The sequence below is a fragment of the Knoellia flava TL1 genome (assembly GCF_000768675.1).
GTDB classification, from domain to species: domain Bacteria; phylum Actinomycetota; class Actinomycetes; order Actinomycetales; family Dermatophilaceae; genus Knoellia; species Knoellia flava.
Map to the genome: position 1 here is coordinate 46,286 of NZ_AVPI01000045.1, position 24,117 is coordinate 70,402.

General features: G+C 72.3%; 27 protein-coding genes. 19 read left to right on the top strand and 8 right to left on the bottom strand.

From position 1 onward, the window contains the following. Positions 1-9: 9 nt before the first annotated feature. Positions 10-372: a DUF2750 domain-containing protein gene (locus N798_RS12990; protein WP_035949062.1), complete on the top strand. Its 363-nt coding sequence runs from the start codon at positions 10-12 to the stop codon at positions 370-372. A gap of 30 nt (positions 373-402) precedes the next feature. Here N798_RS12990 and N798_RS12995 read toward each other — a convergent pair whose 3' ends face one another. The 5 genes from N798_RS12995 to N798_RS13015 are packed head-to-tail and all read right to left on the bottom strand — an operon-like array spanning position 403 to position 4,946. Next, a complete protein-coding gene (locus N798_RS12995; RefSeq protein WP_035949064.1) occupies positions 403-876 on the bottom strand; it encodes a YfbM family protein in 474 nt (157 codons plus the stop codon). Between the two features lie 30 nt (positions 877-906). Next, entirely contained in the window at positions 907-2,439 is a 1,533-nt protein-coding gene (locus tag N798_RS13000) for a sodium/solute symporter (protein WP_035949065.1), read from the bottom strand. Further along, complete coding sequence (locus tag N798_RS13005; protein ID WP_035949066.1) at positions 2,432-2,854, bottom strand: DUF485 domain-containing protein; 423 nt, start codon at positions 2,852-2,854, stop codon at positions 2,432-2,434. Before N798_RS13005 ends, N798_RS13000 begins: the two co-directional genes overlap by 8 nt. Next, positions 2,851-3,702 (bottom strand): LytR/AlgR family response regulator transcription factor, encoded by an 852-nt coding sequence (locus tag N798_RS13010; protein ID WP_035949067.1) that lies wholly within the window; start codon positions 3,700-3,702, stop codon positions 2,851-2,853. Before N798_RS13010 ends, N798_RS13005 begins: the two co-directional genes overlap by 4 nt. Positions 3,703-3,752: 50 nt before the next feature. Beyond that, on the bottom strand, positions 3,753-4,946 hold the full coding sequence (locus tag N798_RS13015; protein ID WP_035949068.1) for a sensor histidine kinase: 1,194 nt from the start codon (positions 4,944-4,946) through the stop codon (positions 3,753-3,755). 185 nt (positions 4,947-5,131) lie between these two features. Here N798_RS13015 and N798_RS13020 point away from each other — a divergent pair, with 185 nt between their 5' ends. From N798_RS13020 to N798_RS13050, 7 genes are all read left to right on the top strand, one after another. Continuing rightward, positions 5,132-5,941: a thioesterase family protein gene (locus N798_RS13020; protein ID WP_035949252.1), complete on the top strand. Its 810-nt coding sequence runs from the start codon at positions 5,132-5,134 to the stop codon at positions 5,939-5,941. Positions 5,942-5,952: 11 nt separating this feature from the next. After that, positions 5,953-6,807, top strand: coding sequence for a Fic family protein (locus tag N798_RS13025; protein WP_035949069.1), 855 nt, complete (start codon positions 5,953-5,955; stop codon positions 6,805-6,807). A gap of 539 nt (positions 6,808-7,346) precedes the next feature. Beyond that, entirely contained in the window at positions 7,347-8,105 is a 759-nt protein-coding gene (locus N798_RS13030) for a CpaE-like family protein (protein ID WP_156971737.1), read from the top strand. Then, on the top strand, positions 8,102-9,286 hold the full coding sequence (locus tag N798_RS13035) for a TadA family conjugal transfer-associated ATPase (protein ID WP_052117331.1): 1,185 nt from the start codon (positions 8,102-8,104) through the stop codon (positions 9,284-9,286). The genes N798_RS13030 and N798_RS13035 overlap by 4 nt, the downstream gene beginning before the upstream one ends. Continuing rightward, a complete protein-coding gene (locus N798_RS13040) occupies positions 9,283-10,122 on the top strand; it encodes a type II secretion system F family protein (RefSeq protein ID WP_035949070.1) in 840 nt (279 codons plus the stop codon). Before N798_RS13035 ends, N798_RS13040 begins: the two co-directional genes overlap by 4 nt. Further along, the gene (locus tag N798_RS17490) at positions 10,119-10,697 is read left to right on the top strand and encodes a type II secretion system F family protein (RefSeq protein WP_188450375.1); all 579 of its coding nucleotides are present in this window, start codon (positions 10,119-10,121) and stop codon (positions 10,695-10,697) included. The genes N798_RS13040 and N798_RS17490 overlap by 4 nt, the downstream gene beginning before the upstream one ends. A gap of 236 nt (positions 10,698-10,933) precedes the next feature. Next, on the top strand, positions 10,934-11,494 hold the full coding sequence (locus tag N798_RS13050; RefSeq protein ID WP_035949072.1) for a hypothetical protein: 561 nt from the start codon (positions 10,934-10,936) through the stop codon (positions 11,492-11,494). A gap of 187 nt (positions 11,495-11,681) precedes the next feature. On the opposite strand, the gene N798_RS18430 is transcribed toward N798_RS13050, so the two are convergent. Beyond that, positions 11,682-11,879, bottom strand: a complete 198-nt coding sequence (locus N798_RS18430; RefSeq protein WP_035949073.1) for a hypothetical protein — start codon at positions 11,877-11,879, stop codon at positions 11,682-11,684. Positions 11,880-11,916: 37 nt separating this feature from the next. On the opposite strand from N798_RS18430, the gene N798_RS18435 reads away from it, so the two are divergent. Genes N798_RS18435 through N798_RS13070 form a run of 4 tightly spaced genes read left to right on the top strand, consistent with a single transcriptional unit; the run spans position 11,917 to position 13,370 of the window. Further along, complete coding sequence (locus tag N798_RS18435; RefSeq protein ID WP_035949074.1) at positions 11,917-12,312, top strand: class F sortase; 396 nt, start codon at positions 11,917-11,919, stop codon at positions 12,310-12,312. Then, positions 12,266-12,649 carry a DUF4244 domain-containing protein gene (locus N798_RS18935; RefSeq protein ID WP_308738187.1) on the top strand — a complete coding sequence of 128 codons (384 nt, stop codon included), beginning with the start codon at positions 12,266-12,268 and terminating at the stop codon, positions 12,647-12,649. Before N798_RS18435 ends, N798_RS18935 begins: the two co-directional genes overlap by 47 nt. After that, entirely contained in the window at positions 12,646-13,005 is a 360-nt protein-coding gene (locus tag N798_RS17495; protein WP_156971738.1) for a TadE family type IV pilus minor pilin, read from the top strand. The genes N798_RS18935 and N798_RS17495 overlap by 4 nt, the downstream gene beginning before the upstream one ends. Next, complete coding sequence (locus N798_RS13070) at positions 13,002-13,370, top strand: Rv3654c family TadE-like protein (protein ID WP_035949075.1); 369 nt, start codon at positions 13,002-13,004, stop codon at positions 13,368-13,370. The genes N798_RS17495 and N798_RS13070 overlap by 4 nt, the downstream gene beginning before the upstream one ends. A 162-nt stretch (positions 13,371-13,532) precedes the next feature. Here the strand turns inward: N798_RS13070 and N798_RS13075 are convergent, their stop codons facing one another. Both N798_RS13075 and N798_RS13080 read right to left on the bottom strand, forming a co-directional pair. Next, positions 13,533-14,084 (bottom strand): hypothetical protein, encoded by a 552-nt coding sequence (locus N798_RS13075; protein WP_229708374.1) that lies wholly within the window; start codon positions 14,082-14,084, stop codon positions 13,533-13,535. A gap of 70 nt (positions 14,085-14,154) precedes the next feature. Beyond that, complete coding sequence (locus N798_RS13080) at positions 14,155-16,446, bottom strand: DEAD/DEAH box helicase (protein WP_035949076.1); 2,292 nt, start codon at positions 16,444-16,446, stop codon at positions 14,155-14,157. A 116-nt stretch (positions 16,447-16,562) separates the two neighbouring features. Between N798_RS13080 and N798_RS13085 the strand changes: the two genes are divergently transcribed. The 7 genes from N798_RS13085 to N798_RS13115 all read left to right on the top strand — a co-directional run bounded on the left by N798_RS13085 (position 16,563) and on the right by N798_RS13115 (position 24,117). Next, positions 16,563-16,934 (top strand): STAS domain-containing protein, encoded by a 372-nt coding sequence (locus N798_RS13085; protein ID WP_035949077.1) that lies wholly within the window; start codon positions 16,563-16,565, stop codon positions 16,932-16,934. Between the two features lie 170 nt (positions 16,935-17,104). Continuing rightward, complete coding sequence (locus N798_RS13090; RefSeq protein WP_052117334.1) at positions 17,105-19,570, top strand: sodium-translocating pyrophosphatase; 2,466 nt, start codon at positions 17,105-17,107, stop codon at positions 19,568-19,570. Positions 19,571-19,714: 144 nt separating this feature from the next. Then, positions 19,715-20,677, top strand: coding sequence for a hypothetical protein (locus N798_RS17500; RefSeq protein ID WP_156971739.1), 963 nt, complete (start codon positions 19,715-19,717; stop codon positions 20,675-20,677). Between the two features lie 196 nt (positions 20,678-20,873). Further along, positions 20,874-21,584: an AIM24 family protein gene (locus N798_RS13100; protein ID WP_035949078.1), complete on the top strand. Its 711-nt coding sequence runs from the start codon at positions 20,874-20,876 to the stop codon at positions 21,582-21,584. Positions 21,585-21,588: 4 nt separating this feature from the next. Further along, positions 21,589-23,100, top strand: a complete 1,512-nt coding sequence (locus tag N798_RS13105) for a DUF7059 domain-containing protein (protein ID WP_035949269.1) — start codon at positions 21,589-21,591, stop codon at positions 23,098-23,100. 90 nt (positions 23,101-23,190) lie between these two features. After that, positions 23,191-23,706 carry a CHRD domain-containing protein gene (locus tag N798_RS13110; protein WP_035949080.1) on the top strand — a complete coding sequence of 172 codons (516 nt, stop codon included), beginning with the start codon at positions 23,191-23,193 and terminating at the stop codon, positions 23,704-23,706. A gap of 120 nt (positions 23,707-23,826) precedes the next feature. Further along, positions 23,827-24,117, top strand: a complete 291-nt coding sequence (locus N798_RS13115) for a hypothetical protein (protein WP_035949081.1) — start codon at positions 23,827-23,829, stop codon at positions 24,115-24,117.

Genomic DNA, 24,117 nt, shown 5'->3' on the forward strand with positions numbered 1-24,117 from the left:
GGAGAACCGATGAGTGTTGCTGGTGCACAGGCAGAGGCGTTCTACAGCGAGCTCCTCGACGGTGGGGCCGTCTTCACGGTGAGGGACGATCGCGGCTACCCCGCGCCGCAGAACGGCAGCGGGCAGCGCGCACAGCCGTTCTGGTCGAAGCGCTCACGGGCGGAGCACATCGTCGACAGCGTGCCGGCATACGGAGGGTTCGATGTGGTCGAGATCGACGGGGAGCGGTGGCGCGAGCGGTGGCTGCCCGGGCTCGAGAAGGACGGCATCCACGTCGGGCTCAACTGGAGCGGTGATGATGCGACGGGCTACGACCTGCCGCCGGCCGACGTGCTGCGCAACCTCGACGCACGCGCCGGCTCTCTCGACTGAACGGAAGACGCCGTCAGCAGGAGGCAGGGCTCAGGTGATCGCCTGGATGACGGCCTCGTCGGCATCGGCGGCCGCGGCGTAGAACTCGCGGAGGCTCTCGTAGAGAGGGGCGAGGTAGGAGTCGAAGACGTCGGCCTCGTCCCAGATCGACGGGTAGACCTCGGCGGCCTCCATCGCCTGCGGGTCCATGCGTGCCCCCAGCGATGCTGCGTCGATACCGCCCAGCGACTGGGCAACAGCCTTCACCCGCTCGGGCGAGAGCAGCCGCGGCACGCCGTAGCCGAGGTCCTCGCCGATCTCCTCGCCGCCCAGGATCGCGTCGGAGAGCGACTCGTCCTCGGTCGTCTCCCCGCTCGTGAGGAGCCAGTGGATGGCGTGCCACCCCTTGTCGAGGTCGGCCGACGCCTCCTCGGACTCGAAGAGCTCGTCGAGGCGCTCCTCGTCCTCGAGGATCTTCCTCGCCTCGGACTCCGGACGCCGGTATCCCACCCAGACCATTCCCATGTCCGCACGCTAGCGAAGAGGACTCGCCGGTCAGTCGGGAACGCGGGATCGAGCGAGGTGGACGCGCTCGGGCGTGTGGAGCCGCACCATGAGGCGACCGGTGTCCCGCGGCACGGACCCCGGCGTGGCCAGCGAGACGACGACCGCCGACGCGAAGGCCAGCGGTGTGCACCACGCCGCGGGGTTGGCGAGCAGGGCCTCGCCCCAGCCTCCCAACGGCCCACCGAAGTAGGTCGTCACCGCCGCCGCCGTCGACGCCACCGACCCGAAGATGAGCCCCGCCACGGCGCCCGCGCGCGACAGCCGACGCCACCACACGCCGAGGATGAGCAGCGGCGCGAACGTCGCCGCCGCCAGCGAGAAGGCGAAGCCCACGGTCGTGGCGATCCCGATCTGCTCGACGAACCGTGCGACGACGAACGGCACGACGACGGCCCCCACCGCCGCCAGCCGGAAGCCACCGAAACCGAACGCGTCACCACCGGTGAGCCGGGCCAGCCGCGGCCGCAGGAACTCCTGGTGCAGCACGCCCGTCACCGACATCGCCAGACCGGACGCGGTCGACAGCAGCGCCGCGAACGCTCCGCCCGCGAGCATGGCCGTGAGCACGTCGCCGCCGACGCCGTCGACCACCCGCCCCGGCAGCTGGATGACGATGGTGTCGGACCGGACCCCCTCGGGGAGCGAGGGCAGGTGCAGCCGGCCGAGGACGGCATACACGGGGGGCCAGAGGTAGAAGACACCCAGCAGCGCGACGACGGACACCGTCGTGCGCCGGGCCGCGACGCCGTCGGGGTTGGTGTAGAAGCGGACGAGCACGTGGGGCAGCCCCATCGTCCCGAGGCAGAGCGCCAGCATCATCGAGAACGTGCGGTAGTAGGGGTGGTCGTCCGGCGAACGCGCCGCGAACGGCTCCCACCACCCCTCGCGCACCGTGGGCACGCCTCCGCCGGAACGCATCCAGAGCGCGAGCAGCACGAACGCCGGGACGGCGAGACACGTGAGCTTGATCCAGTACTGCATCGCCTGGACGAACGTGATCGAGCGCATCCCACCGGCGCCGACGGCCACCGCGACGACGACCGCGACGAGCAGCGACCCGACCCACTGCGGCGCACCGGTGACGAGAGCCAGGGCCAACGCGGCACCCTGGAACTGGGGCACGAGGTACATCCACCCGATCGCCACGACGAGCACCGCCGCGAGCCGGCGCACGAGCACCGACCCGAGCCGCGCCTCGGCGAAGTCCGGCAGCGTGTAGGCCCCCGACCGCCGCATCGGCGCCGCCACCATGACGAGCAGGACGAGGTAGCCGAGGGTGTAGCCGACGGGCAGCCAGAGCAGGTCGACGCCCTGGTCGTAGATGAGCCCGGCGACGCCGAGGAACGAAGCGGCAGAAAGGTATTCGCCCGAGATCGCGCTCGCGTTGAGCCGCGGCGAGACCGTCCGGCCGGCGACGTAGAAGTCCGACGTGCGCCGCGACAGCCGCAGCCCCAACCCGCCGACGACGACCGTCGTCACGCAGACGAGGGCCACAGCGAGGACGGAGAGCGTGTCAGACACGCGCGCTCCCGCCCTGGTCGATGGAGCCGGACTCGACGATGTCGGCGAACTCGGCCTCGATCCGCTCGGCCTGCCGGACGTAGCCGCGGGCGAGCAGCCATGCCGCCGGATAGACGAGGATCCCGAGCACGACCCACGGCAGCGGCAGCCCGGCGACCGACATCGAGCGGGTCGCGGGCAGCAGCGCGAGGAGGATCGGGAAGCCCCCGATGGCCAGCGCCATGAGCCCGAGCACGGTGAGCCCGAGCCGCAGCTGCGCCCGCCGCAAGCCGTCGAGGTAGACGTCGCCGAGACCGGTCTGCTCGTCGAGGTCGCTCGCGAGCACCTGGCTGCGCGCGCGGGTCGCCGGCAGTGCCGACCGCCGCGAGCTCGTCACCCGCACCCGCGCGGGCACCCCGGACCGCTCCGGGCTCATGCAGTGCCGTTGCCGGGTCGCCTCAGCAGGACCTCCCGCAGCTCGCGGGTATGCCGTCGGCTCACCTGGAGCTCGACGTCGCCGACCGTGACCGAGCACCTCCCGTGGTCCATGCGAACCTCGGTGACGTGGGGGAGGGCGACGAGCGTGGAGCGGTGGATGCGGATGAACCCGTGCCGGCCCCACCGCTCCTCGAGGACGGCGAGCGGGATCCGCACGAGGTGGCTGCCGTGGGCGGTGTGGAGGCGGGCGTAGTCACCGGACGCCTCGACCCAGCGGATCGAGGATCGCGACACGAAGCGGGTGACGCCGCCGAGCTCGACGGGGATCGTCTCGTCCTCGGCCGGGGTGGTCTCGGCCGTCGCGCCCGTCGCGCCCGTCGCGGCGACACCCGGGCCGCCGGCACGTGAGCCGGCCACACCCGCACCGGCGCCGGTCCCGGCGACGGGGGCGGCCGGCATACCGGCCTCGTCCTGCTTGGCCACGACGCGACGGACGGCCTCCGCGAGACGTTCGCCGCGCACGGGCTTCATGACGTAGTCGGTCGCGGCAAGGGCGAAGGCGTCGACGGCGTGCTGCTCGTGGGCGGTGACGAAGACGAGCTGCGGCGGCGAGGCGAAGCGGGCGAGGACCCGGCCGAGGGCCATGCCGTCGAGGCCCGGCATCGAGATGTCGCTGAAGATGACGTCGATGTCGTGGTCCTCGAGGACCTGGAGCGCCTCGGTGCCGCTGGACGCGGTGATGACCTCGGCGATCCGGTCGTCCGAGCCGAGGAGGTAGCTCACCTCGGACAGCGCGGGGAGCTCGTCGTCGACGACGAGGGCCCGGAGGCTGCCGGCAGTGGCCATGGTCAGAGGATAACGAGCAGGTCGGGGCACCGAGGCGGGTTGTGCGGCGCTCAGTCGGAGTGGACGCCCGGGGCGTACTTCGGCACCCGGAAGCTCACCTTCGTCCCGGCGCCGACGGCGGTCTCGACGACGAGCCCGAACTCGTCGCCGTAGACCTGCCGCAGCCGCGCGTCGACGTTGCCGAGCCCCACCGAGTCTGCGCGCGACTGGCCGTCGAGGATCCGCTGCACCGACTCGGGCGAGGCGCCCACGCCGTCGTCGTCGACCGAGATCTCCGCCTCGGACCCCTGGTCGGAGGCGGTGATCGTCACGTGGCCGACGCCCTCCTTGGACGCGAGCCCGTGGCGGACGGCGTTCTCGACGAGCGGCTGGACGGCCAGGTAGGGCACGCGCACCGGAAGCACCTCGGGCGCGACGAGCAGCGAGACCTGGAGGCGCTCGCCGAAGCGGGCCTGCTCGAGCACGAGGTAGCGCTCGACGTTGCGCAGCTCCTCCGCCAGCGTCGTGAACGGTCCGCCCTGGCGCAGCGCGTAGCGGGTGAAGTCGGCGAACTCGAGGAGCAGCTCGCGCGCCCGCTCGGGGTCGGTGCGCACGAAGGAGGCGATCGCCCCGAGCGAGTTGTAGATGAAGTGCGGGCTGATCTGGGCTCGCAGCGCGCGCAGCTCGGCCTCCATCGCGCGCGTGCGGGCGCGCCCGAGCTCGGCGACGTCGAGCTCGGCCGAGACCCAGCGCGCCAGCTCCCCGGTCGCCCGCGCCAGTCCCGCGGACGCCGTCGGCGCGTATGCCGTGAGCGTCCCGACGACCTTCTCGTCGGCGAGGAGCGGGGCCGTGACGGCGGCGCGGATGGGACAGTCGGGGTCGGCGCAGGTGATGACGTCGGACCCGAGGACGGTCGGTGCCCCCGAGGTGCGAGTGGCGGCGGCGTGGTCATGGGCCTCGCCCGCGTGGTGGTCACCGGGGCCGGTCCACGAGAGGAGCCCGGCGCTGTCACAGACCGCCACCGAGGTCGCGCCGAGGATGGCGAGGAGGTGCTTGCCGGCAGCTGACGCGGACTCCGGCGTGAGGCCGTCGGCGAGGTGGCGCGAGGCGAGCGAGGCGGTGTGCAGCGTGGAGTAGGTCACCCGGTCCACGGTGGAGAGGAACCCGCGGCGCCGCCCCCGCCCGGCAGCCCAGAGGCCGAGCCCGAGGAGGACCATGGCGCCGGCCACGACGACGGCCGTGGGCACGTGGAAGGTCGGCGACATGGCGCAAGGCTAGGGCGTGGAGGAGGGGGCCAACCCGGCTCGCGAGCCCACATGCCCTTCGTGAGCCCCGTCAACGGGGCTCGGGAGGTCCGAACAGGCTCGCGAGCCGGGTGTCCGTCATCGGTGGCGCGACGCCGCCCACACCGCGCACGGACGACGGGCGCGGACGGCATACGCTCACCGTCATGAGCGAGTTCGACGACGCCCTGACCATCACCGACGGACGGGTCGAGCTCACCGACGGCTGGGTCATCGGCGAGGCGGTCAACGGCGGGCTGCTCATGTCGCTCGCGACCAAGGCCGCCTCCGACGCGCTCGACGGCGCGGGATCGCACGCCGACCCGGTCGCCTTCAGCACGACCTTCCTCCACGCGGCGCAGCCCGGCGCGGCGACGGTCGAGACCGAGATCCTGCGCACCGGGCGGTCGTTCTCCACCGCCGAGGTGACGGTCCGGCAGGGCGAGGCGACGGTCCTGCGGCACAGCGCGACCTTCGCCGACCTCGACCGCAACAGCGAGCCGGTCCACCTCCAGGAGGCGCCGCCCGAGATGCCCGACCCGGAGGTGTGCGCCCCGGCGGCGCGCGGCGGCTTCGCCGAGAAGATCCGTCTCCTCGACCGCCTCAACATGCGCATCGACCCGGCGACCGTCGGCTGGGCGCTCGGCCAGCCCGCACGCGACGGCGAGATGCGGGCGTGGATCCGCTTCGCCGACGGCCGCGAGCCCGACGCGCTGTCGCTGCCGTTCTTCCTCGACGCGATGCCGCCCGTGACCTTCACCTTCGGCGCGCTCGGGTGGGCGCCGACGATCGCCTTCTCGGGTCACGTCCGGTCGCGTCCCGCGCCGGGGTGGCTGCGGATGCGCATCACGACGCGCAACGTCATCGGCGGGCTCTTCGAGGAGGACGCGGTCGTCTGGGACTCCCGTGGCGCGGTCGTGGCGCAGTCCCGCCAGCTCGCCGGCGTGCGTATGCCGGTCGCTCCCGAGAGCGCCTGAGGCGGGTTCCGTTGTCCGACAGCACTGCCCGGATCGTCGAGTCCGTCAAGGCCCTCGCCGCGCTGCCCGGCGTGGGCGAGAAGGTCGATGCCGCCCGTGAGGCCTGCACCCAGCTCCGCTGGCACAACGCCCTCCGCCGCCGCATCCCCGAGGCGGCGGCCGAGTCGCGCGTGCGCGGGGCCCGGGCGAGCGGCGAGCTCGACGGTGCCCGGCTCTCGGTCGAGATCGTCCGCGACCTCATGCGTGGAGCGGTGACGTGGCACGACGACCCCGACCCGGTCGAGCAGGTCATGCGGGGCGTCATCGCGGCCACCGCCGAGACCGAGCGCCTCGGGCCGGTCGTCCTCAACGCGCCGATGCAGGCCCTCGCCCGGCTGCACACGGCCGCGGCTGCGGGGCTCGTCCCCGACTCCGAGCTCGGCCGACCGCGGCTCGACGGCGAGGACTGCCGGGAGTTCGTCGAGATCGGCGTTGCGCCGCCGGCCGCGCAGGCCCGCGAGCGGCTGCGCGGCGTGGTCGCCGTGCTGGCTGCCGCGTCGTCATTGCCCGTGCCGGTCGTCGCCGCTCTCGCCCACGCCGAGATCGTCACCGCCAGGCCGTTCACCCGCGGGAACGGTGTCGTCGCACGCGCCGTCGAGCGTGCCGTCATCCAGGCCGGTGGGCTCGACCCGACCGGGGTCGCCGTGCCCGAGATGGGGCACGGCACGGGAGGTGGGCCGGCCTACCTCGGCGGGCTGACGGCATACGCGCGGGGTGACGCCGCAGGCGTCGGTCTGTGGCTGACGCACTGCTGCGACGCCATCGTCGCGGGTGCCGCGGAGGGCGAGCGGATCGCCGACGCGGTCCTCGCAGGGCGCCTCTCCTGAGCGTTTTGTCAAGTCTTGTTGTTGCCCCCGCGGGGGAGTAGACAGGGTGCATCGGGCAGGCCCTCAGGGGAACCGTCCGGTCGAAGAACAACCGCGAGACACGACGGGTACCCACGCGCGGGCAGTCCACTGATGGACCGGTCCGTCCGGGCTCGACCCGGTACGACGGCGAGGAATTTGCACGCTTGGTCGCCCCGAGTGCTCGCGGCGGATGACGCCCCTCTGGTAGGGGCGTCATCGTTGCCGTCCGCCGTCGTGACTACCTGCTGACCAGATTTGTCGGCTTTTGGTGGTTCGTATTGCACGCGCTCGGTCGATCGGCAACGATGGACGCATCGCTCCCCTTCGGGGTCGTAGCGAAGGGTGGTCCGGCTTCTCCCCCCCGGAGCCTGGCCCGCCCGACGGCCCCGGTCCTCCCCCCGACCGGGGCCGTCGCCATTCCCGGGGTCTTTTCCACAGGCTCCGTATGCCGTCCGCGGCCGTCCACAGATCGGTGGCCCGTGGTGGTGGGCTCGGGTGTCGACGTCGAGGGTCGGGGGATGAGTCCTTCTCCTGTGGTTGCCGCGCCGACGGCGCGGGCCGGGCCCCTCGTGGTGGTGCTGGGTGCGAGCGGTGGCGTCGGTGGGTCGACGTGGTCGGCCGCGCTGGCCCGCCGGCTGGCCGTGCATTTCGGGTCGTGCGTCCTCGTCGACGGCGACGTGCGTGGTGGCGGGCTCGACATGACGTGCGGGACCGAGCACGTGCCCGGGCTTCGGTGGCCTGACCTCGCGCGACTGCGTGGCCGGACCTCGGGCGCGCGGCTCGTCGCGGCCCTGCCGCGGGGTGAGGTCCCGCTGCTGTCGGCAGGTGGGGACGGTGCCGGCGTGCCGGACGAGGCGGTGCTCGACGTCGTCGACTCGCTTCTCGCTGAAGGGCCGATGGTGGTCGATGGGCGGTTCGGGGCGTCCGTGACGCCTGCGCTGGTCGACCGGGCTGCGTCGGTGCACCTGCTTGTCGGGCTGGGCGCGCGGCAGCTGGCGGACGCGAATGCGGTGCTGGGTGCCCTTGCGGGGCCTGCGGGGCCGGCGTGTGGCTCGGTGGTGGGTGTCGTGACCCGGGATGGCCAGAGGCTTGCTCCGCAGGTGGCCGAGGTCGTCGAGTGCCTCGGCGTCTCGCACCTCGCTCACCTCCGCGACGACATGAAGGTGCGTCGGGACGGTGAGCGCGGCGAGTGGCCCGGTCTGCGCGGAGTCCTGCGTGACACGGCGGACGCCGTCGCCCTCGACCTCGTCGAGGGCCTCGACAGGGGTGCTGCGTGAGCGCGGGCGCGCCGCACTGGCCCGGGGTCGAGGCGGCGATACGCGAGGGACGCGCCCCGGACGCCGGGGTCATCGCCGAGCTCACCGACGGCGTCGTCGCACTCGGCTCCCGAGGCGCGGCGGTCGAGGGCGAGCGGATGCGTGAGCGGGTGCTGGGCTTCGGCCCGCTCGAGCAGTGGGTCGGTGCTCCCGAGGTGACCGACGTCCTCGTCAACGGCGACGGGTCGGTCTGGGTCGACCGAGGTGGAGGGGTCGAGGCGACCGGTCAGGTGCTCATGGCCTCGGACGCGCGAGCGCTCGCGACACGCCTGGCCGGGCTCGCGCGTCGCCGGCTCGACGAGGCCCAGCCGTGGGTCGACGCGGTCCTGCCCGGTGGTGTGCGGCTCCACGCGATCCTCCCGCCGCTGGCAGAGCGTGGCACCCACCTCAGCCTGCGGGTCGCCCGTCGACAGCCCGTCGGGGTCGCTGGTCTGCGCACGCTCGGGTCGGTGGGCGGAGAGATGGCCTCCGTCCTGTCGCGGGTCTTGTCCGCGCAACTGTCGTTCCTCGTCGTCGGTGGCACGGGGGCTGGCAAGACCACCGTCCTGGGGGCACTCCTCGCGGACTGCGCTCACGACCAGCGGATCGTCGTCGCCGAAGACGTGCGCGAGCTGGAGCCGTCGCATCCCCACGTCGTCCGGCTGCAGGGCCGGAGCGCCAACGTCGAGGGTGCTGGAGCCGTGAGCCTCGTCGACCTCGTGCGGCAGGCACTGCGGATGCGGCCTGACCGGCTCGTGGTGGGCGAGGTACGCGGCGCTGAGGTGCGAGAGCTTCTCGCTGCCCTCAACACCGGCCACGACGGGGGCGCGGGGACACTTCATGCCAACGGTCTCGCCCGGACACCAGCGCGCATCGAGGCGCTCGGGGCGCTCGCGGGCCTCGACCGCGATGCGGTCCACGCGCAGCTGCGCGGCGCCGTGGATGTCGTCGTCGAGGTGGCGCGGGTGGGTGGTCGACGGGTGGTGCGAGCGGTGGGCGTGACCAGCTGGACGGGATCGGAGGTCGTCATCGAAGAGGCGTTCGCCCTGGAGGGTGGGGTCTCTGCGGGCGCCGGTGGGGCCGAGGACGCGTGGGCGAACGGCGTGCGTCGTCGGCCCGCAGCGGGGCGGCTCGAGGAGCTGTTGCGGGAGCGAGGAGCATGACCGTCCTCGCCGGTGTGCTGGTCGTCCTCGCGTTCGTGGTGTGGCCGGCACGCCGCTCGGTGGTGCGCGACTCGGTGGTGCGTGCTTCGGTGGTGCGTGCTTCCCCGGCGGGTCACTCGGTGGTGCTGGACCCGTCGGGACGCGCCGGCGGCGTGGAGGTCGCGATCGGCCCTGCCGGTGGGTCCGCGACGGGTGCTGCCGAGGGAATCGGCGTCGCGGGTCGTCCTACCTCCTTGCGTGAGCGGGTCGGCAGGCTGCTGCAACGAGAGGTGCGGCTCGGCCGGGCCCGGCAGGGATGGACGGCCGACTTCGCCGAGCTCGCCGCGGTGGGCCTCGACGCGGGCCTCCCGTCGTCGCAGGCGGCCGTCCTGGCCTGCGCTGTCGGGTCCACCTCCCGGTTCGAGATGCAGGTGCTCGCCGCCCGGCTCGCCGCGGCCGAGGCGGAGGGCGGCCCTGTTGGCGACTGCCTGGCGCGGTGTGCGGACGACGACCCGGACCTTCGCTTCCTCGCCGCGGCGTGGCAGCTCACCGACGAGTTCGGGGTGGCAGCCGCGCCCGCGGCCCGGACGGCTGCAGGAGTGCTGCGCGAGAGAGCCGCCGCCGACGAACGCCGACACGTCCTTGAGGCGGGACCGCGGGCGTCGATGTGGCTGCTCACCCTCATGCCGCTGTCCGGCCCGGTGGTCGCGCTCATGCTCGGCCTTCGCGTCGAGGAGGTCTACGGAGGCGCTGCCGCGTTCGCCTCCACCATGACGGGCCTGCTGCTCACGGGTGCGGGATGGCTCTGGTCCAGACGGCTGCTGCGCCGGGCGGTTCGGCCGGCGAGGGTCCGATGACGTTCGCCGCCGTGGTCGGGCTGCTCGTGCTTGCGTTCGTCGTGTGGCCACCTCAGCCCCAGAGGGCTCCCGGGTCCCGACACGGGCAGGGGGACCCGGCCGAGGGGACGCCCGAGCAGGAGGCGGGTGGCCAGGAGGCGCCGACCATCGACGAGGCAGCCGACGCGCTCGTCCTCTGCTCGCTGGCGATGCGTTCCGGGCTCGGGCCGGTGGAGGCCCTCGAGGCCGTGGCCCGTCGCGTCCCGCCCTCTGTCGCCCACGACCTCCGGGTCGTGGCGAGCGCACATCGGTGGGGGCAGGACTCTCGAACGGCGTGGTCCCATGTCGGCGGTGCGTGGGAGGGGGCCTCCTTCGCGTGGCAGGTGGCCGACCGTTCCGGTGCCGCTCCGGCCGGAGTGGTGCTCGCCGCTGCCGAGCGCCTGCGCCGTCAGGAGACCTCGCGGGTCGAGGCGGCGGTCCATCGGGCTGGGGTTCTCCTCGTCCTGCCGCTCGGCGCGTGCTTTCTCCCCGGGTTCGTCGGCACGACCGTGGTTCCGGTGGTCCTCCACCTCGCGCGGTCGTCACTAGGCACGTGAGCGCACTGGCAACCAGCGAATGATGGCCATTTCGGGCATCGATGGCGACGAAGTGCTGAGGGGAGCTTGGTCACTTCGAGTGGTCTTGGCTGCGGAGCCGTTTTCGTTGTCCCACAGGGGGTTACGTGAGCAGGGACGGGACCGTCTCTGCGGTTTGTCATGCCTCACCTCGGGCTCACCCGGGGCCACATCGGGGTCCGTCGCCGGAACGACGGGCAGGACAGGGAGAACACCAAATGCGCCACTTCACGATGATCAGCCGCGGGCTCGCGGCCGCCGGCGTGGCCGGACTCATGACGGTCGGGTTCGCCGGCACGGCTCTGGCCGAACCGAACACGGACAACCCCAACCACGAGGCGTACTGGGAGGCGTGGCTCGAGGAGGACGGGTTCGTCAACGTCGACTGCGAGAAGATCCTCGACGAGGGGCTCGACACGAGCATGTGGACCTCGGACGGCGACTACCTCCTGGTCGTCCTCAAGGCGGGCTCCGAGCAGAGCAGCGAGGGCGACCCGCACACGCTCTACTGGGACGTCGAGGAGGGCGACGAGCTGGAGACCGACGACGGCAAGGACATCTCGCACATCATCGTCTGCACCGGTGAGGAGGAGGAGACCTCGACCCCGACCCCGACCCCGACGACTCCCGCTCCGAAGCCCACTCCGAGCGGCCCCATCGTCGAGACCGACGTCCCCCAGTCGGGCAGCAGCACCACGCCCGCCATCCTCGGTGGCGCCGCAGTTCTCGCGGGCCTGGGTCTCGCTGCGGGCGCCATGCGTCGCCGGGGCGAGCACTGACGACTTCTCGCGTCGACAACCCATGAGCAGCCATGGGTAGGCACAGGCGGAAGCGGGCGGCGCCGTGGGGCGCCGCCCGCCTCTCGCCTGCCCGGCGGGTGACGGGCTCCTTCGGTGTGGCCCTGGCCGCGACTGGTGTCGTCGTCCTGACCCAGGCCTGTGGGTCTCCGGCGGAGCAGCCTCGACCTCAGGCCGCGAGCTCGGTGCCGGGGGACTCGACTCCCTCGGCCACCGCCACGTCGACGCCCACGCAGACGTCCATACCGACGACGCTTCCCTCACCCTCAGCCACGTTGCGAGCGAGCCCGACACCGAGCGCCTCGGTCAGGCCGAAGCCCGCACCGACCGTGCAGCCCAAGCGCACGGTGGAGCGGTTGGGCCCCATGTCCCTCTCGGCTCCCTCCATCCGGGTGAGCGGAGCGATGAAGCGAACCACGGCACGCAACGGCGTCGTCAACCCACCGTCGGGGCTCCTCACCTGGATCAGTGGCTATGGGCGGGTTCGCCCCGGTGAGCGCGGAACCGCGGTCATTGCCGGGCATGTCGTCAACGGCAAGCGGGCCGACGTGTTCTATCGCCTCCAGGAGATCGACCGAGGCGACAAGGTGACCGTCTACGACTCGAAGGGCAAGCCGGTCGTCTACACCGTGACGGCCACCAGAGTGGCGACGAAGAAGCAGGTCAGCCTCGATCCGGTCGTCTGGGGTGGCAACACCTCCGTGCGCCGCATCGCTCTCATCACCTGCGACGACGACGAGGGCTTCCGCGCGGATGGCCACAGGGTCGCCAACTTCGTTGCGATCGCTGAGGCACGCTGACGCACTCTCGCTGTCCACAGCGGGCTCAACCGGTCACCTCCGTCCACAGGCGGTCCGGAGGACTCTGGCCCTGACGCGTTGTCTCAGGTGGACTCGCTCTCGAGACGGGGAAAGCACCCCGCCCGGAGCGAGGAGTAGAGCTGTGACACAACGTCTTTCGTGTCGATGGGCGCACCTGAGAGCCCGTGCCGAGGCAGGCATGACCACCGCCGAGTATGCCGTCGGCACCCTCGCCGCGTGTGCCTTCGCCGCGGTCCTCATGCTGGTGGTCAAGTCCGGACCGGTGAAGTCCGCCTTGGCCAAGGTCATCACCGCCGCACTCGGCTCGGGGACGTGACGCGAGCCCGTCGCCGTGAAGCCGGCATGGTCACGGCCGAGATCGCCGTGGCCGTGCCGGCCGTCGTCCTCGTCCTCACGCTCGTCCTGGCGGCGGTGGCGACGGCGACGGACCACGTGCGCTGCGTCGACGCCTCCCGCACCGGGGCGCGTCTCCTCGCCCGAGGCGAGCCCGTCGAGGTCGTCCGGCGTCACGTCGCGAGGCAGGCGCCGGATGGCGCACGAATCACTCTCGAGGTCGGCGCCGACACCGTCCGCGCCGAGGTCGAAGGTGTGGCCCCGGCGGTCCTTCGTGCTTTCGGTGTTCGGGCGCGGCCACGGGCAGTGGCGCACGCGGTGCCCGAGGGTCTGCCGTGACCCGTCGCGACGAGCGTGGCTCCGGGACGGTGCTCGTCACCGCTGCCGTGGCGGTCCTCCTGCTTCTGGGCATCGCCGGACTCCACGTGGGCGCCGCGGCCACCGCTGCCCACAGGGCCCGGTCGGCCGCAGACCTGTCGGCCCTCGCTGCGGCGATCGCCCTGCAGGAGGGAAGTGCTGAGCCGTGCGGTCGCGCCGTGCTCCTGGCCGGCCGCAACTCGGCTCGGGTCGTCGACTGCGGCCTCGGACCGGGCGACTCCGTCCTCGTGCGTGTGACGACCGACGTCGACCTCAGCTGGCCCGGCCTGCCGCGCACGGCCACGGCCTCCGCTCGCGCGGGCCCGGACGACGAGCACCCGCGCTGAGTCGACCCTCAGCACGTCTGCTCGCATCGACCGCTCCCACAAGCCTGGTCGCAGTGTTCATCCGGGAACTCGCCGAGGAGGGCGAGGGCGAGACGTCGGAGCCGCACGAGAACGACCCCGCCAGGGTGGTCCCGGGCGGGGTCGCGAGTCTCGTGGGCAGGGTCAGGCGCGGGGCTCGCGCGGCGACTCCCGGGTCGGCGCGACGTCGGAGCGCTCGACACCGGACCTGTCGACACCGGACCGGTCGACCCCGGAGCGCTCGGCGTTCTGAGCCTCGGCGATCTCGGCGCGGCGTCGGGCCTCCTCGGTCGAGAGATGCTGCTCCTCGACCCGTTCGTCGGCCTGCCGACGAAGGGTGGAGGTCTCGTACTCCCGGCGCTGGCGCTCCTCGGCGAGCTGGCGCTCGCGCTGGGCGAACTCCTCCTGGATGCGACGCTCCTCGTCCACTCGGCGCTGCTCGGCGAGGGCGGCCTGCTCCTTCGCCTCGCGACGGCGGCGCGAGCTGCGGCGGAAACCTCCGCGCATGAGTGCCCACCCGAGCCAGAAGACCGTGATGACCGCGGCGCCGGTGATGAGCAGCGCGAGAGGCGGCAGGCTGACGGTGCCGTTGAGCACGTCGATGTCGACGCCGTCGGTCAGCTGGCGCGTGCCCTCGAAGAGGAGGATGCCGGCGGCGATGGCGAGCAGGACGAGGATGAGTCCGAGGATGATCACGTCTGCGAGGCTAGCGCGGTCGGGTGGTGTTCGCCCGTCTCAGCCGCATGGGTCCTCAGGGGCGCACGGGTCAGCCGGGACGTGACATGAGCACGACGTCGAGAAGGCGCACGGCGCGGTCCTTGTCGAGCGGCTCGTTGCCGTTGCCGCACTTCGGTGACTGCACGCACGACGGGCAGCCCCGCTCGCACCGGCAGCGGGCGATGGCGTCCCTCGTCGCCTCGACCCACTCCCCGAACGCCGTGTGGGCGCGCTCGGCGAAGCCCGCTCCGCCGGGGTATCCGTCGTAGACCATGATCGTCGGCAGCCCCGTGTCCGGGTGCTGGTCGGTCGAGACCCCCCCGACGTCCCACCGGTCCGAGGTCGCGACGAGGGGCAGCATGCCGATCGCCGCGTGCTCGGCGGCGTGGGCTGCTCCGGGCACCTGCGCCTCGTCGATGCCGGCGGCCTCGAGCAGGTCGAGCGGCATCGTCCACCAGACCCCGCGCGTGACGAGCGAGCGCTCGGGCAGGTCGAGAGGGTGCGTCCCCAGCACCTCGCCCGACGGCAGGCGGCGCAGGAACGAGGTCACCTGGCTCGTCACCCGCACCGAGCCGTAACAGACGTCGACCTCGCCCCACTGGAGCGTCCGCTGCGCCCCGAGGATCTCGAACGAGCTCCGCGACTGGGAGTGCGTGCTCCAGCCCGGGTCTCCACGGACGACGGTCGCCGTGGCCGAGTCCAGGTCGAGGTCGGTGACGACGAACGGGTCGCCCTGGTGCACGTGCACGGCGCCGGTGTGGACCTGCGAGTGCGCCGACGCCTCGTCGATCGTGCCGAGCACCCGCCCGCTGCGACGTTCGACGATCGAGACGACCTCGGTCGTGCCCCGCAGGTTGACGTGGTCGCCAGGTCGGTCGTCGCGCGCCCAGAACCACCCCGTCGGCCGCCGCCGCAGGATCCCGCGTTCGACGAGCAGGTCGACGACGCCGCGGGCGCCGGTGCCGAACATCGGCAGGTCCGCCTCGGTGAGCGGCAGCTCGTGCGCAGCTGCGGCAAGATGCGGCGCGAGGACGTGCGGGTTGCCGGGGTCCATGACCGTCGACTCGACGGGGACCCCGAAGATCGCCTCGGGGTGACCGAGGAGGTAGGTGTCGAGCGGGTCGTCGGCCGCGATGAACATCGCCAGCGACTCGCGCCCCGACCGCCCGGCGCGCCCGGCCTGCTGCCAGACACTGGCTCGCCGCCCGGGCCACCCGGCCATGAGCACGGCGTCGAGCCCGCTGATGTCGACCCCGAGCTCGAGCGCGTTGGTGGCCGCGAGCCCTCGCAGCTCACCCTCGCGCAGGGCCCGCTCGAGCTCCCGCCTCTCCTGCGGGAGGTAGCCACCCCTGTATGCCGCGACCGTCGCCTCGGGCGTCCCGCCCACCTGCCCGAGCCGTCGCCTCGCAGACGACGCCAGCGCCTCGACGCCGGCCCGGCTCCGGGCGAACGCCAGGGTCTGGACGTCCCGGTCGACGAGCTCGGCGAGCAGCTCGGCCGCCTCCGTCGTGGCCGAGCGTCGTGAGTCCTCGATCGTCGGCGGCTCCCACAGGGCGAAGGTGAGCGCCTCGCGAGGTGAGCCGTCGACCTCGACGGGAGTGACCGGCATACCGATGAGGCGGGAGGCGTGAGCGGCGGGTGAGCTCACGGTGGCCGAGGCGAGGACGAAGGTCGGCTGCGCGCGGTAGCGGGCGGCGACGCGGCGCAGGCGCCGCAGCACCGAGGCGACGTGTGACCCGAACACCCCGCGGTAGATGTGGCACTCGTCGACGACGACGTGGGTGAGAGCGCGCAGGAACGGCGACCAGTGCTGGTGGCCCGGCAGCAGGGAGTGGTGGAGCAGGTCCGGGTTGGTGAGGACGACGTTGGCGTGCTCGCGGATCCAGCGGCGCTCGTCGACCGGTGTGTCGCCGTCGTAGGTCGCGGCGCGCACGCCCGGGATGGCGAGCGCCTCGATGCGCGCGAGCTGGTCGGCAGCCAGTGCCTTGGTGGGCGCGACGTAGAGGACGGTCGCGCCCCGACCGGTCGGCGCGCCGAGGCCGTCGACGACTGCCGAGAGTGCCGGCACGAGGTAGCCGAGGCTCTTGCCGGAGGCCGTGCCGGTCGACAGGACGACGTGCGAGCCGGCGCGCGCGAGGTCCATCGCCTCGCGCTGGTGCGACCACGGACGGGCGATGCCGCTGCCCGTGAGGCTGGCGAGCACGGCAGGCGCGACCCAGTCGGGCCAGTCGGACATCTGCGCAGGTCGGGCGGGCAGGCGCTCGACGTGCCGCAGTCGGCCACTGCGGTCACCCGCCGCGAGGGCGGCAAGAATCGCAGTGGGCTCGGCAGATGGCGGCATGGGGGTTACGGTAATGCCGTGCACGGACACCGCTGCCCGCTCGATGGGCCGCGCTCGGGCGCGGATCCGGGACCATCCGGACGTCGAACGGCGGAGGAAACAAGGAGCATGACGAAGTGAAGCTGAGTGTCTCGATGACCGAGCGCGATGACGTCGTCATCGTCACGGTTGCTGGTGAGGTCGACGTCTACACCGCGCCGCAGCTGCGGTCCGCCCTCGAGGAACGCCTCGCCACCGGGCAGAACAAGATCGTCGTCGACCTCCAGGGCGTCGCGTTCATCGACTCGACCGGGCTCGGCGTCCTCGTCGGCCAGCTCAAGGCCCTGCGCAAGGTCGACGGAAGCCTGTTCATCGTGTGCTCGGACGAACGCATCCTGCGCCTGCTGGCCATCACGGGCCTGGACCAGATCCTCCCGCTGCACGACAGCGTCGACGCGGCGCTCGCGGCGGTCGACGAGGACGCGGCCGGGCCCGGCGTCACCGTCTGACCTCGGGGTTCGTCCCTGAGCAGCGCCGGACCCGGCGCAGGCGTGAGAGCAGTCACAACAGGGTCCCGCCCCTTCTTGTGACTTGAGTCACCGGGTAAGGTCCACCCCGCGCCTGCCTGTGGGCATACGGTCCCGGGCCTCGACGGCGCGCACCCGTCAAGGAGGATGGAATGGCTGCACTCGCGCTCGCACCTGCCGAGGCGAGTTCCACGCTGGACCTCACCGGATCGAACGTCACGCTCGTCGTGGGGGTCGCGGTCATCGCCGTGATCGCCCTCGCCATGGGCTTCGTCTTCCGGGCACAGGTCCTTCGTGCGGACACTGGAACCGACAAGATGCGCGAGATCGGCGCTGCGGTCGAGGAGGGGGCTGCGGCCTACCTCACGCGACAGTTCAGGACGCTGAGCATCTTCGTCGTGCTCGTCTTCGGGCTGCTCCTCCTCCTGCCGGCCCCCGACTGGGGCGTCAAGCTGGGCCGCTCGGGCTTCTTCGTCGTCGGCGCGCTCTTCTCGGCGTCGATCGGCTACCTCGGCATGAAGCTCGCCACCAAGGCCAACGTCCGCGTCGCCGCGGCCGCGCGCGGTGAGAACGGTCGCGACGAGGGCATGCGCATCGCCTTCCGCACCGGTGGCACCGTCGGCATGGCGACCGTCGGGCTCGGCCTGCTCGGCGCCTCGGTCGTCGTCCTCCTCTACAAGGCGGAGGCGCCCAAGGTGCTCGAGGGCTTCGGCTTCGGCGCCGCCCTGCTCGCCATGTTCATGCGTGTCGGTGGCGGCATCTTCACCAAGGCCGCCGACGTCGGCGCCGACCTCGTCGGCAAGGTCGAGGCCGGCATCCCCGAGGACGACCCGCGCAACGCCGCGACGATCGCCGACAACGTCGGTGACAACGTCGGCGACTGCGCCGGCATGGCCGCCGACCTCTTCGAGTCGTATGCCGTCATGCTCGTCGCCGCTCTCATCCTCGGCTCCGTGGCGTTCGGCTCCTACGGCCTCGTCTTCCCGCTGCTCGTGCCCGCCATCGGTGCGATCACCGCCCTCATCGGCGTGTTCATCACCAAGGCCCGTGGCACCCAGAACGCGCTCGACGCCATCAACCAGGGCTTCTACATCTCCGCCGCCATCGCCGCCGTCCTCTCGGCCGTTGCCGCCTGGCTCTACCTCCCGGCGACGTTCGCCGAGCTCGGCTCGCGCGACGAGGCGATCGGCGCCCTCGAGGGCAACCCCCGGATCACGGCGATCCTCGCGGTCATCATCGGCATCGTCCTCGCGGCGATCATCCTCTGGCTCACCGGCTACTTCACCGGCACCGACAAGCGCCCGACCAAGGACGTCGCCCGCACCTCGCTCACGGGCGCCGCGACCGTCGTCCTCTCGGGCATCGGGGTCGGCCTCGAGTCGGCCGTCTACACCGCGGCGATCATCGGTGGCGCGGTCTACCTCGCCTTCCTCCTCGGTGGCGGCTCGGTCGCGCTCTCGCTGTTCCTCATCGCGCTCGCCGGCTGTGGCCTGCTCACGACCGTCGGCGTCATCGTCGCCATGGACACGTTCGGCCCGGTCTCCGACAACGCGCAGGGCATCGCCGAGATGTCGGGCGACGTCGACGAGGAGGCCGCGCAGATCCTCACCGAGCTCGACGCGGTCGGCAACACGACCAAGGCGATCACCAAGGGCATCGCGATCGCGACGGCCGTCCTCGCGGCGACTGCGCTCTTCGGGTCCTACACCGACGCGTGGCAGTCGGCGATCGGCGACATCGACGCGAGCAAGCTCGACCAGGGCCAGATCGAGTCCGGCAACCAGGTCATCCAGGACGCCCAGGCGCTCGTGACCAACCCGTCGACCCTCGTCGGCCTGCTCCTCGGTGCGGCCGTCGTCTTCCTCTTCTCGGGCCTGGCCATCAACGCGGTGACGCGTGCAGCCGGCGCCATCGTCTTCGAGGTCCGTCGCCAGTTCCGCGACATCCCCGGGATCATGGAGGGCACGACCAAGCCGGAGTACGGCAAGGTCGTCGACATCTGCACCAAGGACTCGCTGCGCGAGCTCGCCACCCCCGGACTGCTCGCGGCGCTCACGCCGGTCATCGTCGGCTTCGGCCTCGGCATCGGCGCCCTCGCCGGCTTCCTCGCCGGCGCGATCGGCACCGGCTGCCTCATGGCCGTCTTCCTCGCGAACTCGGGCGGCGCCTGGGACAACGCGAAGAAGATCGTCGAGGACGGGCACCACGGCGGCAAGGGCTCCGAGGCCCACGCGGCCACCGTCATCGGCGACACCGTCGGCGACCCGTTCAAGGACACCGCCGGCCCGGCGATCAACCCCCTCATCAAGGTCATGAACCTCGTCGCGGTGCTCATCGCCCCGGCGATCGTGCTCCTGTCGGTGGGCGAGGACGCCAGCGCCCCGATCCGCTACGGCATCGCCGGCGTCGCGTTCGTCATCGTCGTCACGGCCGTCGCCATCTCGAAGCGTCGCGACCTCGCCATCGGTGGGGACGACGACGTCGAGGGTGCGACCGAGCTCGACGCCTCCGCCCCCGACGCGGGCGCGGTCACCGAGCCCGGCGAGGTCGTCGAGGAGTCCCTCGAGGGCGGCGTCCGCAACGACGACGACCCGGCCGAGGTGCCCGCACAGCGCTGACGCGCACACGCCGGCTCGGCACGACCGAGCCAGAAGTTGGTGAGCCGACCACCCACGGGTGGTCGGCTCACCGCTTCGTGGCTCGCTCGAGCCTGCCTGTGGACGACGGACGGTCGCGGCCCGGCGGTCCTGCCAGGATCGAGCATGTGCCGAAGCCCAGACCCTCGTATGCCGGCCGGCATCCTTCTGCGGCCGACCGCCGACCTGCGCCGGCTCGGTGAGAGCCCTGACGACCGCGAGGCGGACGGACTGGCGAAGTGGGTCCGGGTGCGGCACGGCGTCGTCGTCCGGCGCGACGTGTGGGCCGGTCTCGACTCCACCCAGCGACACGGTGCGTTCGTCCGCTCGACCGCGATGCAGATGCGAGCGGCCGAGCACCTGGTCTTCTCCCACACCTCAGCTGCTGCTGTGTGGGGACTGCCGCGCATCACGCCGTGGCCGCACCACGCCTCTGTCACCTCCGACCGCCCCACGGCGCGCTCGTCGGGTCTCGTCAAAAGGCACATCGGCGCGGTCGAGCAGCGCGTCACGCTCGGCGGGCTGACCGTCACGTCCGTCGCCCGGACCGTCATCGACCTGGCCCGGAGCGAGGAGCTCCCCGACGCCGTCGCCGCCGCAGACTTCGCCCTCCATCACGAACTGTGCCGGCGCGAGGACCTCGTGGCCGAGCTCGAGTGCGTCCCGGCAGGTGCCCGTGGCCGCGCTCGCGCCGCCCTCGTCGTCGACTTCGCGGACGCCGGAGCGATGTCCGTCGGCGAGTCGATGTCGCGGGTCCAGATGTTCCGCCTCAACATTCCGCGACCGTCGCTGCAGGTGCGGGTGGACGATGCCGACGGGCTCGTCGGGTACTGCGACTTCGGTTGGGAGGGCGTCATGGGTGAGTTCGACGGTCGGTTCAAGTACGGCCTGACCGAGGATGTTGGGCGCGAGCAGGTCGCCGACGTGCTTTGGCGTGAGAAGCGACGTGAGGACCGGATCCGAGCCCGTGGTCACCGCATGGCGCGGTGGGTCTGGGCCGATGCGGCCCGGCCTCGCCGCATGGTTGAGATCCTCGGCGCCCAAGGCATCCACCCGACGCCCCGCAACACGTGGTTCGATGCTGCCTGACGGGTGACTGCGCGTCCGCCGTCGTCCGACCCCACCACGCAGGAAAGCCGTGCCGAGCGAGTCAGATCATGGTCAGCGAGGCTCTCATGAGTGGCTCGCTCACCACTTTGTGGCTCGCTCGGCGGGGAGCGGGCACAGCGCCGGTGGTGGCGGAGGTCGGGGGAGTGCGGTGAGGGGCGGCCCTAGGCTGGGGCGCATGCGCTCCCCGCTCTTCGACCAGGCGAACCTCGAGCTCCAGTCCGAGCAGGCCTTCGCCCTCCAGAACCCCCAGCTGCTGCGCGTCCGCCTCGGCGGTGACGTCCTCGCCACGAAGGGCGCCATGGTCGCCTACCAGGGCCATCTGCGCTTCGACCACGAGAAGGCCGGCAGCGTGGGCAAGCTCTTCAAGAAGGTCGTCACCGGCGAGGACGTGAGCCTCATGCGCGTCTCCGGCGACGGCGAGGTCTTCTTCGCGAGCGAGGCCGGGTTCGTCCACCTCATCGACCTCACCGGTGACGGGTTGAGCCTCAACGCCCGCAACCTGCTCGCCTTCGACAGCCAGATCGCGTGGGACATCAAGCGCGTCCAGGGCGCCGGGATGATGAGCGGCGGCCTCTTCAACACCACGCTGCAGGGCCAGGGGACGGTCGCCATCCACACGATGGGCCAGCCGGTGATCCTCGACTGCAGCCAGCAGCCGACCTACGTCGACGTGCAGGCGTGCGTCGGGTGGTCGCTCGGCCTCACCCCGCAGATCACGTCGAGCATGAACATGCGCTCGATGCTCCGCGGTGGCAGCGGCGAAGCCTTCCAGTACGCCTTCCACGGTCAGGGGTTCGTCATCGTCCAGCCGAGCGAGTGGGTGCCGCCTGCGGGCTCGAGCGGAGGAGGCGGGGGCGGCATGCTCGGCAGCCTCCTCGATGGCTGAGCCGATGACCGCCCCCGTCCCCCACGTCGACGAGGCCCTCATTGCCCGTCTCCGCGCCGACCTCGCCGCGGCCGACTTCACCGTCATCGGCACGTCGGAGGTCCTCGGCCCGCTCGCCGCGGCGGCCCTCGGCCGCGAGCAGCCGCTGCCTGCCCGCCGGGTCGCCGGTGCCTCGGACGCGCCGGCGGCGACGCTCATCCGGCTCTTCACGCTCGGCGACCCTGTCGACGTCGCCGAGGTCGAGCGCGCGCTACCGACCCTGCGGCTCCACGGCGCCATCGAGCTCGGGCTCGTCTCCGAGGAGGGCGACGGCGTCGTGGCCCGCTGCGACGTGCGCCCCTATGCCTCCGACGACCGGCACTGGTGGGTGGCCTCCGACCTCGCCGAGGTCGCGACGGGGACTCCCGTGCGCGAGGACCACGTCCTCGGCATCGGCGGCGCCTCGACGACGCTGGCGCAGTGGACGATCCGGCGCCCCGTCAGGACCGCCCTCGACCTCGGCACCGGCTGCGGCGTCCAGGCGCTGCACCTCGGCCACCACGCCGACGAGATCGTCGTCACCGACCTGTCCGAGCGGGCCCTCGCCTACGCGCGCTTCAACGCCGCGCTCAACGAGTGCGCGTGGGACGTCCGCTCCGGGTCGATGCTCGAACCCGTCGCGGGACAGCGCTTCGACCTCATCGTGAGCAACCCGCCCTTCGTGATCACGCCGCGCTCGGGCGACGTGCCGCTCTTCGAGTACCGCGACGGTGGAGCAGCCGGTGACGCCGTCGTCGCCGGGCTCGTGCGCACGGTCGGCGAGCACCTCGTGCCCGGGGGAGTCGCCCAGTTCCTCGGCAACTGGGAGGTGCCGTCCGGCTCGACGTGGACCGAGCGCGTCGGTGCGTGGCTCGAGGGCACCGGACTCGACGCCTGGGTCGTCCAGCGAGAGGTCCAGGACCCGGCGGAGTACGCGGAGACCTGGTCGCGCGACGGTGGTCACCACGCCGGGACCGCGGACTTCGACGCGATGTATGCCGCGTGGCTCGACGACTTCGCGTCTCGCGACGTCGAGTCGATCGGCTTCGGCGTCATCACGCTGCACCGGCCCGAGACCGACCGGACGCCGTTCGTCGACCTCATGGACGAGCGCGGCCCGGTCCCGCCGGCGATGGGCGACGTGGCGCAGGTCGGCCTTGAGGCGCGCGTGTGGCTCGCCGAGCACTCCGACGACGAGGTCCTCGACATCGCCTGGCACGCGACTCCTGACGTCACCGAGGAGCGGCACACCCTGCCCGGATCCTCCGACCCTTCGGTCATCGTCGCCCGGCAGGGCGGAGGGCTGGGACGGGTCATCCGGCTCACGACGGTCACCGCGGCATACCTCTCCGTGGCGGACGGTGGGCTCACGCCGAGGCAGGCGGTGGGCGCAATCGCGGGGATCCTCGACCTCGACACCGCCGAGACAGAGCGGGAGGTCGTCGCCTTCGTCCGCGATGCAGCCAAGGATGGCCTGCTCGTGGCCCGAACGGACTGACCACCGGCACGGGCATCCGGACTCGGCTCCGCCACGAACACCTCGCAGGGTCGACCCCCGGCCCTCCCTGCGAAAGTGAGCTGATCCGCAATGAAGCGCATTCTCATCGGAGCCGCCGGAGTCGCCGGCCTCGGCATCGGGCTCATGCTGGCCCCCGGACCCGCCCAGGCCGGGCACAGCAACGCCCTCGTCAGCGCCCACCTCACCGGTCGTGCGGAGGTGCCGTCCGACGGTTCCAGGGGAGTCGTGGGCGACCCCAACGGTCGCGGCGAGGCCTATGTCTTCGGCATCGACGGCGATCCCACGACGCTCTGCTACATCCTCGAGGTGAGCAAGGTCGCCGAGCTGGAGCAGGCTCCCGGCGCCCCACGCATGGCGCACATCCACAAGGGAGTCGAGGGCACCAACGGTCCCGTGGAGGTCAACCTCGCGTTCCCGCAGGGCGGACAGGCGGCCGACTGCCTCACCGAGGGCGAGGCCGGCAAGGGACTCGACGCGGGTGAGGTCCAGGCCATCCTCGCGAACCCCGCCGCCTACTACGTCAACGTCCACAACGGCGAGTTCCCCGGCGGCGCCGTGCGGGGCCAGCTGCACGCGGACGACTGAGCGGGACGTCAGCCTGTCCCGACGGGGCGTGCTCACAACGGGGCGTGCTCACAACGGGGCGTGCTCACGCGGTCGACGCGTGGGCACGCCTCCGGGCGGTGGACGACCTATGTTGGAGGCATGACTCACCACGACGAGCCCAGCGAGCACGAGGGCAGCGACGACCAGAGCGGCAACGACGACCGGGGCGGCACCGTCTCGGAGGCAGGGTCGAGCAGCCTCAACCCCGACGCAGCCCTAGGCGGTGCCGACGGTGTGCCCGACACCCCGGACGTCAACGACGACCTCGACGGCGGGCGCACCGACGCCAGCGTCGCCGGCTCCGGTGACGAGGCCGGCTCGAGTGGCGAGACCAGCGTGGGCGACGACGGCGACGACGAGGACGAACAGCGGACCCCGGCCGCCCTGTGA